The sequence below is a fragment of the Bacillus sp. FSL H8-0547 genome (assembly GCA_038002745.1).
Taxonomy (GTDB): domain Bacteria; phylum Bacillota; class Bacilli; order Bacillales; family Bacillaceae; genus Bacillus_P.
The window spans coordinates 2,460,191-2,473,416 of record JBBODD010000001.1 but is presented as its reverse complement, the minus strand read 5'-3'; the positions used below and the strand labels follow the sequence as shown (position 1 = coordinate 2,473,416).

Genomic DNA, 13,226 nt, shown 5'->3' with positions numbered 1-13,226 from the left:
TAGCAGCACAAACTCGGTCTGAGGCCACGCCGAAAGTGTTCCAAACATGTGTTAGCAGCACAAACTCAGTGCGGGGAAACGACGAAAGTGTTCCTCACACTGCTGTTGATTGTTCCGAACCTCTGCAATATGTGACATCAAATTAACGGAATGAAGGGTCTTATCTCCTCTGCTCATCTCCTTATAACCTTATAACCCTTCATCTCCCGCCCTGAAATGTTGCAGCACAAGAAAAAATCCGAACTGATTTCCCAGTTCGGATTTCCCAATGGCTGTGCAACTTATTTTCCGTCTACAGGTACAACGGCACCTTCGTATTTTTCTTCAATGAACTTCTGGATTTCTTCTGAGTGAAGAACGTCCACAAGCGCTTTGATCTCTTCTTTGTTTTCGTCACCTTTACGGACAGTAATGATGTTTACATATGGAGAATCAGATCCTTCAAGTGCAATTGCATCTTTTTGAGGATTCAGACCGGCTCCGATGGCATAGTTCGTGTTGATCAGAACTGCATCTCCCTCGTCATTGTTATAAGCCTGAGGAAGGATGCTTGCTTCAACGTCAGCTTTAAATTTCAGGTTCTTTTTGTTTTCGCCGATGTCGTCAACCGTAGCTGTTGTTTTATCGACACCTTCTTTAATTGTAATCAGGCCTTCATTTTCAAGAAGGGAAAGCATGCGTCCGTGATCAGCAACAGAGTTGCTCATAATAATCGTTCCGCCTTCAGGAATATCTTCAAGTGTTTTATGCTTTTTAGAATAAACACCGATCGGCTCGATGTGAATTCCGCCTGCATTCACAAAATCGTAGTCCTTGTTTTCAGCCATCTGTGACTCAAGGTACGGGATGTGCTGGAAGTAGTTTGCATCAATTTCTTCGCTTGCAAGAGATTTGTTCGGCAAGATGTAGTCCTGGAAAGGAACGATATCAAGCTCGATGCCTTTTTCTTCAAGTAAAGGCTGGGCTTCTTCTAAAATTTCAGCGTGAGGAACATTAGATGCTCCGATTTTCAGTGTTTTAGATTCCTCGCCGCCCCCATCACCGCCGCCGCAGGCAGCAAGAGCAAAAGCAGATGTAGCAAAAACAGCACTTAAGAGTAATTTTTTCATAGTGATAATCCTCCCTAACGTTTGTCTAATTTTGATGTTATAAAATCTCCAATAAATTGGATAATGAAAACAATGACAAGTATTAAAATGGTTGCAATCATCGTTACAGCATTATTGTTTCTCTGGAAGCCTTCCAAAAAGGCAAGGTTTCCAAGGCCGCCTGCACCAACTACTCCAGCCATGGCTGTGTAGCCGACAAGAGCAATCGCTGTTACTGTAATCCCGGAAATTAAAGCAGGAGATGATTCTGGAATCAGGACCTTCCAGATAATCGTAGATGTTTTAGCGCCCATTGATCTGGCCGCTTCAATAACTCCTTTATCAATTTCACGAAGTGCAATTTCAACCATACGGCCATAGAACGGAGCAGCTCCGATAATTAATGCCGGCAGTGCCGCCTTTGCACCAAGAAACGTATCAAGAATGGCCTTGGTAAAAGGAATAAGCAAAATAATCAGCAGGATAAACGGAATTGATCTAAAAATGTTTACAAATGCAGATATGATGACATTAACCGGCTTGTTTTCCCAGATACCGCCTCTGGATGTAAGGAAGAGCAGCAAGCCGAGGATAATACCCAGCACAAATGTTGCTGCCACAGAAAATGCAGTCATGAACAGGGTTTCACTGGTTGCTTCCCATACATTTTCCCATCTCACGTTCTCAAACATTTGAAATCACCTCCGCCTCGACCTCTTGGCTGCGGATGTAGGCCATCGCTCTTTCAAGTTCAGCCTGTTCGCCGTCTATATGGATAAACAGTGTGCCGTAAGATCCGCTTTGCGTTTGTGAAATTTTCCCCTGAAGAATATTCACCTGAATCGGATGGTTACGAATCAGGTTCGTAATTAGAGGATTTTCAGTAGAATCACCTACAAATGTCAGCTGAATAACCATGCCGTGCTTATATTTTTCAAGGATCAGTTCCATTGTTTCCTGCGTGTCATCCGGCTCTGTAATTTGTTTCACAAAGCGCTTTGTGATTGCCTGCTGAGGCTTTCTGAATACGTCAAGCACTTCTCCCTGCTCGACAATCTTTCCGCTTTCCATTACTGCTACACGGTGGCAGATTTTTCGGATAACATGCATTTCGTGGGTAATCAGAACAATCGTCAGCCCTAACCTTTCATTAATGTCAACAAGCAGGTCAAGAATGGAATCGGTTGTCTGCGGGTCAAGTGCTGATGTCGCCTCGTCACATAGAAGCACTTTTGGATTGTTGGCAAGGGCTCTCGCAATTCCGACCCTCTGCTTTTGTCCTCCGCTCAGCTGGGAAGGATATGAATCTTCCCGTCCTTCAAGTCCGACAAGCTTGATCAGCTCTTCTACTCGTTTAGCCCGCTGCTCGCTTTTTATTCCGGCAATCTCAAGCGGAAACGCAATGTTTTCACGGACCGTTCTTGACCAAAGCAGGTTAAAATGCTGGAAGATCATGCTGATTTCCTGCCGTGCCTTTCGAAGTTCGCTGCCGCTGATTTTATCGATGCCCCGGCCGGCTACCTGAATGGAGCCGTCTGTTGGTTTTTCAAGTCCGTTCAGCAGGCGGATAAGTGAACTTTTTCCGGCGCCGCTATAACCGATAATTCCGAAAATTTCACCTTTGTTTATGTCCAGATTGACTGAATCAACAGCCGTAACACGGCCATTCTTCGTCTGAAAGACTTTTCGTACGTCCTTTAGCGTAATCATGAATTCACCTTCTTCCAAAATTCCACTCACTAACATTTTGCTCTATATCGCCTTGCTTCATGTTTTTTCTCAAAAAACAAAAAGCCTTTCTGCAGAAATGAGCAGAAAGGCATATGTGAAAAAACCTTTCTCTCATCTTTCAAAGCTGCAAGCTTTGAGTGAATTGGCACCTTTTCAACGATGTTGACGGTTGCCGGGCTTCATAGGGCACTTCCCTCCACCTCTCTGGATAAGAGACTGACAAATTTATTAAATTGACTGTATATTTAGTGAGTTTATAGTACGAGAGTGATTCTATCATGCATCAAAAGTACGTGTCAAGAACAAAACTTCAGGAGCATGCTTATCGTGCTGTAGATTCTGTCAGTGACCTTATGCCGATGGCCTTCTCAATTGCCTGTTCCAAGTCTTCGAGCAGGTCGTCTATATGTTCAATACCAACAGAGAGTCTGATTAGATCTTCCGTTACGCCTGATTTCCTCAGGCCGTCAGCGTCGAGCTGCTGGTGTGTTGTGCTCGCAGGATGGATGATGAGGCTCTTTGCATCCCCAACATTGGCAACGTGTGACCACAGCTCTGCAGAGTTGATCACTTTAGCCCCTGCTTCGCGTCCGCCTTCAATGCCGAATACCACGACTGCACCGGCTCCCTCCGGTAAGTATTTCTCAGCAAGTGCCCGGTCCGGATGCTTTGAATCTTCAGGATAGAGAACCCATTTAACTGCAGGATGTCCGTTCAGATAGTCTACAACCTTCCTAGTATTCGAGATATGCTCTTTCATTCTGACATGCAGCGTTTCAAGACCGAGGTTAAATTGAAAAGCATTAAACGGGCTGAGTGCAGGCCCAAGATCTCTCAGCAGCTGCACTCTTGCTTTAACAATATAAGCCGCTTCCGGAAGGGCTTCTGCGTAAACCAGGTTATGATAGCTTGGATCAGGTGTGGTGAAACCCGGGAACTTTCTGCTGTTCCAGTCAAATTTCCCTCCATCTACAATAACGCCGCCAAGCGTTGTGCCATTTCCAAGCAGCCACTTCGTCGCTGAATGAACAACGATATCAGCCCCGTGTTCGAGCGGACGGCACAAATACGGGGTGGCGAATGTATTATCTACAATCAGCGGAATCCCGGCTTCATGGGCAATTTTTGCAACGGCTTCTATATCCAGCACTTGAAGACTCGGGTTGCCAATTGTCTCAGCAAAAATCGCCTTCGTTTTTTCTGTAATCGCGCTTCTGAAATTTTCCGGGTTCTCCGGATTAACAAATGTGGTTTCTATGCCGTATTTTGGCAAAGTCGTCTGGAAAAGATTATAGGTTCCCCCGTAAAGACTCGATGCTGACACGATTTCATCCCCGGCACCGGCAATATTCAGAATCGAGAGGGTGATGGCTGCCATACCGCTTGCTACCGCAAGACTTCCGACACCGCCTTCAAGTTCAGCGATGCGCTCCTCAAGGACGGAGGAAGTCGGGTTATGTATACGGGTATAAATGTACCCCTGTTCTTTTAATGCAAATAAGTTTGAGGCGTGCTCAGTGTCATTAAAAACGTATGCATTAGACTGGTAAATCGGAACAGATCTGGCGCCTGTTCCAGGATCAGGATTTAGCCCTCCATGAATGTTGACGGTCTCCAAACGGTACTTTTTTCGAGTCATGATCCATTTCTCCTCCCAAGTTAAAAAAATAAAAAACCCCTTCAAAGAAGAGGCGCGCATCCCGGTCTTCTTATCTTTCAGAGCATATCCACTCTGCTGGAATTGGCACCGTGAGTTACTCGCTGTATCCGGTTGCCGGGCTTCACAGGGCCAGGCCCCTCCACCGCTCTTGATAAGATTTCTTATTATTTCTATTGGGATTGTATCATTTTATTTCTTTTTAAGTCAATTATTTGTTTGAATTTTTAAAAAATTATTTGCAGAGCTGAATGAGTGACTCTACTCGAAGTATATTTCTGAATGACCCTTTTGCCTCCATAGCTCCAAGTTTTACAAGCTGTAAAAGCCTGATTGGCGAATGAAAGCAATCTTGAAAATGCCTTTCTTCCCCAGCAATCTGCACATGAAAGAGTTCATTATCACTGCTTACATGACAGTTGCCTTTTTGCAGAACGAGAGTGGATTTTTGATTGAGGTTTTTAACCCAGAACTCAATTCTTAAGTTTTCGTTTGGAAGCAGCGGCTGTATAAAATGGGCATTATTCATTTTTTCGGCGAAAAAGGTCAGATCCATTGTTTCTCCTCATTTCCGTTCAAGTGGTTATAGGAGAAATTCTATTTTTCCGTACTTTTCCCTTTTAGAAAGCTTCGACATATTCCTTCCTCAGTAAGACAAAATCTTTTCTTTTTCTATTTCCCAAGAAATATGTCAAATGCCGCCCTCATCAGGCGGCATATTTTTTCAATATTTGATAGAGATGTTCGACAGAATGAAAGGCATACGTTTTGCTGATCAATCTTCCTTTTTCAAAAAGAAGCAGGCAAGGAACACTTTCGATTTCCCAGGCAGACGCCTGTTTCGGAAGATAATTCAGGTTGGCCATCTTTATTTCAAGGGCAGGCAGCATCGCCTCAACTACTGTCAGCATCTTTTTAGCGAGCTGACATGTGCCGCAAAAGGGTGTATATAAATAAAGAATGGCAGTATCCCTCTCTGCGAGTCTGCTTACCTGCTCTTCATTGCATTCAATCATTGCCTTTTCACAAACTCCCTTTATAAGTATTTCGCATGCACATCAATGTTTGCACTCAGCAGCACGGCTGCGACATGCTGATCAGGCGCAGTGGCAACTTCCCTGTACATTTTGTCGATAAACAAATGCGCAGCCTCGGGAAATTCACGTTTGAACTGTTTTCTCAGGCGATCCCCGGAATCATCAGAATCCACAAGCACATAAACATCACGGCTGAACAGTTCATCCACCATTTCATCAAGCCGTGTCAGACTGATTGTGCCATTTGTACAAATAATTTCAACCGGTTCGTTGACAACATTTAATACTTTTCGCTTATCAGATGTTCCTTCAACAATTATGACTTTTTCAACCTCAATTGCAGACATCGCCATCACCTATTCAGTTAGAGTATATGTTATCTATAACCTATTCGAAACGCATGAGGTTGTTTCCTTCTAACCTTTAAAACAGGCCGGAACAACAGGAAAAGGCAGTGGAACATTCCACTGCCAAGTCATCAGCACCAGCCGTTTTCTTCATCACAATCGACATACTTCTCATCTTGTTTAGATAGAACGTCTGCATACTGAAAAAAGGAATGATTTTCTTCTTCATATCCATTTTTCAACGACACCTGACCGTCCGGGCCAAGTGACATCGAGCCGATTTGCTCTTTTTCAAAAAACAGATTCATCTGCCCGCCTTCAAATCTGCCGGTGACGCGGTCTGTAATATCCAGCCGTTTCTTTTCAAATGACATGCTGAAACACCCTCCTTTTTACTGTTTAGGGTGTCCAGAAGGTGAATTGATTATCAGTCTTCGTTTGTCATTTCTTCGTATTGCTCAGCTGTCATCAAGTTGTCTACATCACCTGCATTGCTTGGCTCAATGACAATCATCCAGGCTTTTTCATATGGAGACTCGTTGACAAATTCAGGGCTGTCATCAAGGTCTTCATTAATTTCAACAACTGTTCCGCTGATTGGCGCATACAGCTCAGATACTGTTTTTACAGACTCAACGCTGCCGAATGGCTCGTCTGCTTTAATTTCGTCGCCTACTTCAGGAAGTTCAACAAACACAATATCTCCAAGCTCTGATTGTGCAAAGTCCGTAATCCCGATGCGTACTTTATCGCCTTCAACTTTAACCCACTCGTGTTCTTCAGAGTAGCGAAGTTCTTTTGGTGTGTTCATTTTTTCTACCTCCAACTGATTATCGTGTTTTATTTGTAAAAAGACTAAAAGGGTAAGTCTTCTACTTCTCTAGCCAGGTTTCTTTAAACTGATCTTCTTTAAATCCGACAGTTGTCTTGCTTCCGTCCGTTGTCAGCGGGCGTTTAATCAGCATGCCGTCAGATGCCAGAAGGCCAAGAAGTTCATCTTCGGACATGGAGGATATTTTATCCTTCAGGCCAAGCTCACGGTATTTCTGACCGCTTGTGTTAAAGAATTTTTTGATTTCCAATCCGCTTGAATCAAGCATTGATTTCAGGTCTTCCTTTGACGGCGGATTTTCGACAATATGTATTTCTTGTGCCTGCAAATGGTGATCTTCTAACCACTTTTTTGCTTTCCGGCATGTCCCGCATTTAGGATACCAGTAATATTTAAGCGCCACTCTTTTCACCACCTGCAACCGTAATTGAACAACATTATTTTACCACATTCTTTATGACAAGCATAATGACAAGCATCGTCATTCTGCCATCTATTATCTTGGCCTTTTTTTCGCAAAAATCATCAAAAAGACCTTTTCTTTTGAAAAAGGTCTTTTTGAAAGGTATTTATTACGCGCGGTATCCGTTCTCTTCGATCAGTGCAGCAGCGATTTCGCGCTTTTTGGCAATGACATTGATCGGCGTGTGGCGCGTGAATTTTCTTAATGCAGAGATCATCATGCGGAGAGTGTCTCCCTGTTCAATCGCAACAAGAGATTCTTTAGCATGTGCTTCAATTTCGTTGAATGCTTCCTGGCAATACACTTGCGTGTAAAGAAGTTTTTGAGCACTCTTTGCTTCTCCATACTTGTTAATTGCCTTTTCCGTGCGGAGGATGGCAGATTCCATAGCGTATACACTGCTCACGATATCAGCAATGTTCACTAAAACTTCCTGTTCCTTCTGCAGGGACTGGCCGTATTTCTGAGCAGCAAGTCCGGCAATCATTAAACCGATTTTCTTTGCATTTTTCAAAAGGTGCTTTTCCTGCTCAAGAACGCCGTCTCCCGGTTCTTCAGGCATAAGCATCATTAACTCTTCCTGAAGAGCCTGTGCTTTTTGAAGAAGCGGCAGTTCACCCTTCATTGCTTTTCTTAAATATGTGCCGGGAACGAGAAGACGGTTGATTTCATTCGTTCCTTCAAAAATACGGTTAATACGTGAGTCGCGGTATGCTCTCTCTACTTCGTACTCAGCCATGAAGCCATAGCCGCCGTGAATTTGAACGCCTTCATCAACGACATAGTCAAGCGTTTCAGAACCGAGGACTTTGTTCAGTGAACACTCAATCGCATACTCTGCAATAGATGCCGCAACTTCTTTTCCGTCCTTGACTTCTTCAGGAGTCAGGCGGCTCATGCGGTCTTCAAATAATCCAACTGTACGGTACACTGAGCTTTCCATTGCATATGTTTTTGAAGCCATGTTTGCCAGTTTTTCCTGGATGAGCGAAAAGCTGCTGATTGGCGTTTTGAACTGCTGGCGCTGGTTGGCATATTCAACAGATACGTCAATAATGCGTTTAGATCCGCCGATTGTTCCGACAGCAAGCTTATAGCGTCCGATGTTTAGAATGTTAAAGGCAATAACGTGGCCTTTTCCAAGGTCGCCAAGAAGATTTTCTTTAGGAACAAGCGCATCTTCTAAAATAAGCGTTCTTGTAGATGAACCTTTGATTCCCATTTTCTTTTCTTCCGGACCGGTTGATACCCCAGGGTATTCTTTTTCTACGATAAATGCCGAGAAATGCTCGCCGTCAACCTTTGCATACACAACAAACACATCTGCAAAGCCGGAGTTTGTGATCCACTGTTTTTCACCGTTCAGTACATAATGCGTGCCTTCTGCGTTAAGCTTTGCCGTCGTTCTGGCACCAAGGGCATCTGAGCCTGATCCCGGTTCAGTCAGTGCATAGGCTGCAATGCGCTGACCTGATGCTAGATCTGGAAGGTACTGCTGCTTTTGCTCCTCGCTTCCAAAAAGAACGATTGGCAGAGATCCGATACCGACATGAGCGCCGTAGGAAAGAGAGAAGCTTCCTGCACGGGCAAATTTTTCAGTAATCAGCGCCGAGCTGATTTTATCAAGGCCAAGACCGCCGTATTCTTCAGGTACGTCAGCACCGAGAAGGCCAAGTTCGCCTGCCTGCTTCAATAGTTTGACAGACTTATCAAACTGATGGTTTTCAATATCTTCAAGCTGAGGCAGTACATCATTTACGACGAAATCCTCTGTCGTTTTGGCGATCATTTTATGCTCATCAGTGAAATCCTCTGGTGTAAAAACACTTTCATATGTCACATCATCAAGTAAAAAGCTTCCACCCTTTATTAGATTTTCAGTTGTTTTTGACATTGGTCGTTCCCCCATTTTCCTGATTTTTAAGTCTTACACTAATTCAAATACTCCCGCTGCGCCCATTCCGCCGCCGATGCACATTGTGACAACTCCGAATTGCTCGCCGCGGCGCTTCATTTCGTGAATAAGGGAAAGGGTTAACTTAGCTCCTGTACACCCAAGCGGATGACCGAGCGCAATTGCTCCCCCGTTGACATTCACTTTCTCTTCATCGATCCCAAGAGCTCTGATGACTTGAATAGACTGTGAAGCAAATGCTTCATTCAGTTCAAAGAGTCCAATATCAGACAGGCTTAAACCTGCAGCTTTCAGTGCACGCGGAATCGCTTCGATCGGGCCGATTCCCATTACTTCCGGAGGAACTCCGCCTACTGCAAAGGAGCGGAATTTCACGAGTGACTCCAGTCCAAGCGCATCCGCTTTTTCACGGTCCATGACCATTACAGCAGCAGCACCGTCGCTCGTCTGCGAGGAATTTCCTGCTGTAACGGATCCTTTCACATTGAATGCAGGTCTTAATGTTGAGAGAATCTGCATTGTCGTTCCAGGACGGACACCCTCGTCTTTTGAGAACTGGAACGTCTTTTCACGGAGCTTATGATCTGCTCCAACGCTTCTTTGTGTAACTTCTACAGGTACGATTTCATCGTCAAACTTGCCCTCTGCAATGGCTCTTGCCGCTTTCTCATGGCTTCTTACTGCAAAGGCATCCTGCTCCTCACGGCTGACTCCGTATTTGACAGCTACCTGTTCTGCCGTGTGGCCCATTCCCATGTAATACTCAGGCGCACTTTCAGCAAGCACTGCATTCGGACGGACAACGTGGCCCATCATCGGCACCATGCTCATTGATTCGGCTCCACCTGCAATGGCTGTATCCGAGTGGCCAAGCATGATTTTTTCCGCTGCATAAGCAATACTTTGAAGACCTGATGAACAATAGCGGTTGACTGTGATCGCCGGTACTGTATACGGCAATCCGGCAAGCGCTCCGATATTTCGTGCAAGATTCAGCCCCTGCTCTGCTTCAGGCATCGCACATCCAATGATCAGATCATCAATATTTCCTTCGTATCCGCCAGCACGCTTAAGTGTCTCTTTTACGACAAGCGCTCCAAGATCATCTGGTCTTACGGCTGCTAGTGACCCTTTTTTTGCTCTTCCGACAGGTGTTCTGGCACCTGCTACAATGACCGCTTCTCTCATGACAGTGCACCCTCCTAGTTACGTAATGGTTTTCCTTTTACAAGCATGTGCTGCATTCTTTGCTGAGATTTGCCTTCCTTCACGAGACTCAGGAACGCTTCTCTTTCAAGGTCAAGTAAGTACTGTTCATCTACTTCCGTGCCAAACGGCACTTTGCCTCCCGCAATGACATAGGCGAGCTTTTGGGCAATTTTCAAATCGTGCTCTGAAATATATCCTGACTGAAGCATGGATTGTGCTCCAAGAAGAAGGGCAGCATAACCTGTCTCGCCTACGACAGGTACCTTTTTGCGTACAGGTGCCTTATAGCCGTTATCAGACAGCTGCAGAACCTTCTGCTTTGCATCATAAATGAGGTGATCCCCATTGAAGCTTACAGAATCTTTTTCATTCATAAAGAAGTTTTCTTTTGCTTCAGCTGCAGAAGAAGAAACTTTAGCTGTTGCAATCGTTTCAAATACTTTATTGGCTACGTTCTGCAGATCGAAATCGACGCCTTTTGGAACGCTGTTCAGAAGTTTAATGTAAAGCTCTTTGTTGCCTCCGCCGCCCGGGATCAGGCCTACGCCGGCTTCAACAAGTCCCATGTACGTTTCGCTTGATGCCTGAATGCTTGCAGACGGAAGACAGATTTCTGCTCCTCCGCCAAGTGACATGCCAAATGGAGCAGCAACGACCGGCTTTGGACTGTATTTGATTTTCATCATAGCCTGCTGGAAGTGGCGGACAACCATGTCAACTTCAAAGTAGTTGTCATCCTGAGCTTCCATCAGGATCATGGCAAGGTTCGCACCGACGCAGAAGTTTTTGCCCTGATTGCCGATGACAAGCCCTTTAAAGTTCTTTTCAACTTCATCCACGGCAAAATTAATCATCTGGATAATATCTAGACCGATTGCATTATTCGGTGAATGGAATTCAAGCAGCGCTACTCCGTCGCCAAGATCCACCAAACTTGCTCCGCTGTTTTTCTTAATAACGCCTTTTTTCTCTTTCAAGTCTTTGAGATTGATGACTTTTTCGTTCGTCTCAATGCGTCTGTAATCGCCATCATGGTAATAGTAAGAAACGCCGTCTTCTTTTTTATAGAAGGATGTGAAGCCTCTCTCAAGCATGTCTTTGATCCAGGCCGGAACCGTTTTTCCTTCAGCCTCCATCTTTTCAACTGATTTTGAAAGACCGATGCTGTCCCATGTTTCAAACGGGCCGTACTGCCAGCCGAATCCCCATTTCATTGCTTCATCAATAGCAAGGATGTCATCTGCAATATCGCCGAGAAGTTCAGCAGAATAGAGAAGAGTCGGGCTTGTAATATTCCATAGAAGCGTTCCTGCTCTGTCGCCAGAATAGATAAGCGCTTTCATTTTTGCTGCTGAACCCTTGATCTGTTTTGCAGCCTCGACGCTCTGAGCCTTCAGCTTCTTCCGTTCTTGATACTCCAGGGTCTCTGGATTCAGCTCGAGAATCTCTTTTCCTTCTTTTTTGAAGAATCCCTGGCCTGATTTGCTTCCGAGCCAGCCGTTCTCAAGCATCTTTTTCATAAATTCAGGAATGTCGAATACGTCTTTCTCTTCGCCTTCCACCTGGTCATAGACGTTCTTTGCAACATGTGCAAAAGTATCAAGTCCTACAACATCAAGCGTTCTGAAAGTTGCGCTTTTTGGCCGGCCGATAAGAGGACCTGTTACGGAATCCACTTCACCTACACTGTATCCGCCCTTTTGCAGTTCCTTAACGGTAACAAGGAGGCCGTAGGTTCCAATTCTGTTGGCAATGAAGTTTGGAGTGTCCTTTGCTTCAACTACTCCTTTTCCAAGAACATCTTCCCCGAACGTTTTCATAAAGGAAAGAATCTCCGGCGATGTTGCTTTTGTCGGGATGATTTCGAGCAGTTTCAGGTAGCGCGGCGGATTGAAAAAGTGAGTTCCAAGGAAATGCTTCCGGAAATCATCAGAACGACCCTCTGACATCGCTTCTACTGAAATGCCTGATGTATTTGAGCTGACAATGCTGCCTTGTTTTCTATATTGATCTACTTGCGTAAAGACTTTTTTCTTCACTTCAAGATTTTCAACGACTACTTCAATAATCCAATCCGCTTCAGCGAGTCTGTGCATGTCATCATCGAAGTTACCCGCTTCGATTAAAGCCAGATTTCCTTTTGCAGTAAGCGGTGCCGGCTTTTGCTTGAGAAGCTTTTGCACAGCTTCTGATGAGTTGCGGTTTCTAACAGCTGCATCCTGCAGAGTCAGACCTTTCTTCTCTTCGCTGTCAGTCAGCGTGCGCGGTACAATATCAAGCAATAGAACAGGGATTCCGATATTTGCCAAGTGTGCAGCAATGCCTGAACCCATGACTCCGGATCCGAGAACTGCGGCTTTTCTAATACGCTGGTTCATGAATGCTCCCCCTTTAGTCGCTTTGAATGAATGCTCATTCATTTTTTGATGAAAAAAATATCCGGGAAATCTTCCCTCTATCTATTAATATAAAAGATTTAGAAAATTTGTTCAACACATTTACGAAAAATTCACATATTAATTTTTAAAAAAACGATTTGTCCCATTGATTTGACATAAATAAGGGCAGCTCTGATTACATGAAAAAATGGAGCCCGGGAAAAATATAACCGGGGAGGTGATCAATCATGGCAAGACTGAAGAAAGATCCATCGAATGCAGGGATTAGCGCTGCAAGTGTAAAGGGAAGCTCCGGGCCGACAAACGAAATGGCCGGCGGAGGGAAACGCTCAAGCACAAACCAGCAATATAAGAAAAAGAATATGGGACAGGAATAGGGTCTCAGGGTAAAGCTGATTTGAATCAAATCAGCTTTATTCGGCTTGAACTCTCTTTACATGTTTTTTTACATATTGGATTAATGAAAAAGGGATATGCGAAAAATAAACATTTTCAGCACTTCAGCAAAGGCCCCCTTTTCTGCTTCGATCTGTTTTTAGCCGAATGAG

Annotated in this window: 14 protein-coding genes and 2 riboswitches; of the genes, 1 reads left to right on the top strand and 13 read right to left on the bottom strand. The window is 44.5% G+C overall.

What is annotated here, in order from left to right; all coding sequences use genetic code 11:
* Window positions 1-281: 281 nt before the first annotated feature.
* From MHB63_12145 to MHB63_12085, 13 genes are all read right to left on the bottom strand, one after another.
* Window positions 282-1,109: a MetQ/NlpA family ABC transporter substrate-binding protein gene (locus MHB63_12145; GenBank protein ID MEK3807285.1), complete on the bottom strand. Its 828-nt coding sequence runs from the start codon at window positions 1,107-1,109 to the stop codon at window positions 282-284.
* Window positions 1,110-1,123: 14 nt separating this feature from the next.
* The gene (locus MHB63_12140) at window positions 1,124-1,780 is read right to left on the bottom strand and encodes a methionine ABC transporter permease (protein ID MEK3807284.1); all 657 of its coding nucleotides are present in this window, start codon (window positions 1,778-1,780) and stop codon (window positions 1,124-1,126) included.
* Complete coding sequence (locus MHB63_12135) at window positions 1,773-2,798, bottom strand: methionine ABC transporter ATP-binding protein (GenBank protein ID MEK3807283.1); 1,026 nt, start codon at window positions 2,796-2,798, stop codon at window positions 1,773-1,775. Before MHB63_12135 ends, MHB63_12140 begins: the two co-directional genes overlap by 8 nt.
* Window positions 2,799-2,927: 129 nt before the next feature.
* A riboswitch (SAM riboswitch) is annotated at window positions 2,928-3,034 on the bottom strand.
* A gap of 107 nt (window positions 3,035-3,141) precedes the next feature.
* On the bottom strand, window positions 3,142-4,458 hold the full coding sequence (locus tag MHB63_12130; GenBank protein ID MEK3807282.1) for an O-acetylhomoserine aminocarboxypropyltransferase/cysteine synthase family protein: 1,317 nt from the start codon (window positions 4,456-4,458) through the stop codon (window positions 3,142-3,144).
* A 67-nt stretch (window positions 4,459-4,525) separates the two neighbouring features.
* Window positions 4,526-4,637: riboswitch (SAM riboswitch) on the bottom strand.
* 74 nt (window positions 4,638-4,711) lie between these two features.
* Window positions 4,712-5,032 (bottom strand): hypothetical protein, encoded by a 321-nt coding sequence (locus MHB63_12125; protein ID MEK3807281.1) that lies wholly within the window; start codon window positions 5,030-5,032, stop codon window positions 4,712-4,714.
* Window positions 5,033-5,183: 151 nt separating this feature from the next.
* Window positions 5,184-5,492, bottom strand: a complete 309-nt coding sequence (locus MHB63_12120; GenBank protein MEK3807280.1) for a thioredoxin family protein — start codon at window positions 5,490-5,492, stop codon at window positions 5,184-5,186.
* Window positions 5,493-5,512: 20 nt separating this feature from the next.
* Window positions 5,513-5,860: a toprim domain-containing protein gene (locus tag MHB63_12115; GenBank protein ID MEK3807279.1), complete on the bottom strand. Its 348-nt coding sequence runs from the start codon at window positions 5,858-5,860 to the stop codon at window positions 5,513-5,515.
* Window positions 5,861-5,991: 131 nt separating this feature from the next.
* Window positions 5,992-6,234 carry a YusG family protein gene (locus tag MHB63_12110; GenBank protein ID MEK3807278.1) on the bottom strand — a complete coding sequence of 81 codons (243 nt, stop codon included), beginning with the start codon at window positions 6,232-6,234 and terminating at the stop codon, window positions 5,992-5,994.
* A gap of 53 nt (window positions 6,235-6,287) precedes the next feature.
* Window positions 6,288-6,671 carry a glycine cleavage system protein GcvH gene (gene gcvH / locus MHB63_12105; protein MEK3807277.1) on the bottom strand — a complete coding sequence of 128 codons (384 nt, stop codon included), beginning with the start codon at window positions 6,669-6,671 and terminating at the stop codon, window positions 6,288-6,290.
* 61 nt (window positions 6,672-6,732) lie between these two features.
* Window positions 6,733-7,095 carry an arsenate reductase family protein gene (locus MHB63_12100; GenBank protein MEK3807276.1) on the bottom strand — a complete coding sequence of 121 codons (363 nt, stop codon included), beginning with the start codon at window positions 7,093-7,095 and terminating at the stop codon, window positions 6,733-6,735.
* 169 nt (window positions 7,096-7,264) lie between these two features.
* On the bottom strand, window positions 7,265-9,049 hold the full coding sequence (locus tag MHB63_12095; GenBank protein MEK3807275.1) for an acyl-CoA dehydrogenase family protein: 1,785 nt from the start codon (window positions 9,047-9,049) through the stop codon (window positions 7,265-7,267).
* A gap of 33 nt (window positions 9,050-9,082) precedes the next feature.
* Window positions 9,083-10,258: an acetyl-CoA C-acetyltransferase gene (locus MHB63_12090; GenBank protein ID MEK3807274.1), complete on the bottom strand. Its 1,176-nt coding sequence runs from the start codon at window positions 10,256-10,258 to the stop codon at window positions 9,083-9,085.
* A gap of 14 nt (window positions 10,259-10,272) precedes the next feature.
* Window positions 10,273-12,657 (bottom strand): 3-hydroxyacyl-CoA dehydrogenase/enoyl-CoA hydratase family protein, encoded by a 2,385-nt coding sequence (locus MHB63_12085; protein MEK3807273.1) that lies wholly within the window; start codon window positions 12,655-12,657, stop codon window positions 10,273-10,275.
* Between the two features lie 248 nt (window positions 12,658-12,905).
* On the opposite strand from MHB63_12085, the gene MHB63_12080 reads away from it, so the two are divergent.
* Window positions 12,906-13,055 carry a YuzL family protein gene (locus MHB63_12080; protein MEK3807272.1) on the top strand — a complete coding sequence of 50 codons (150 nt, stop codon included), beginning with the start codon at window positions 12,906-12,908 and terminating at the stop codon, window positions 13,053-13,055.
* The last annotated feature ends 171 nt before the right edge of the window (window positions 13,056-13,226 follow it).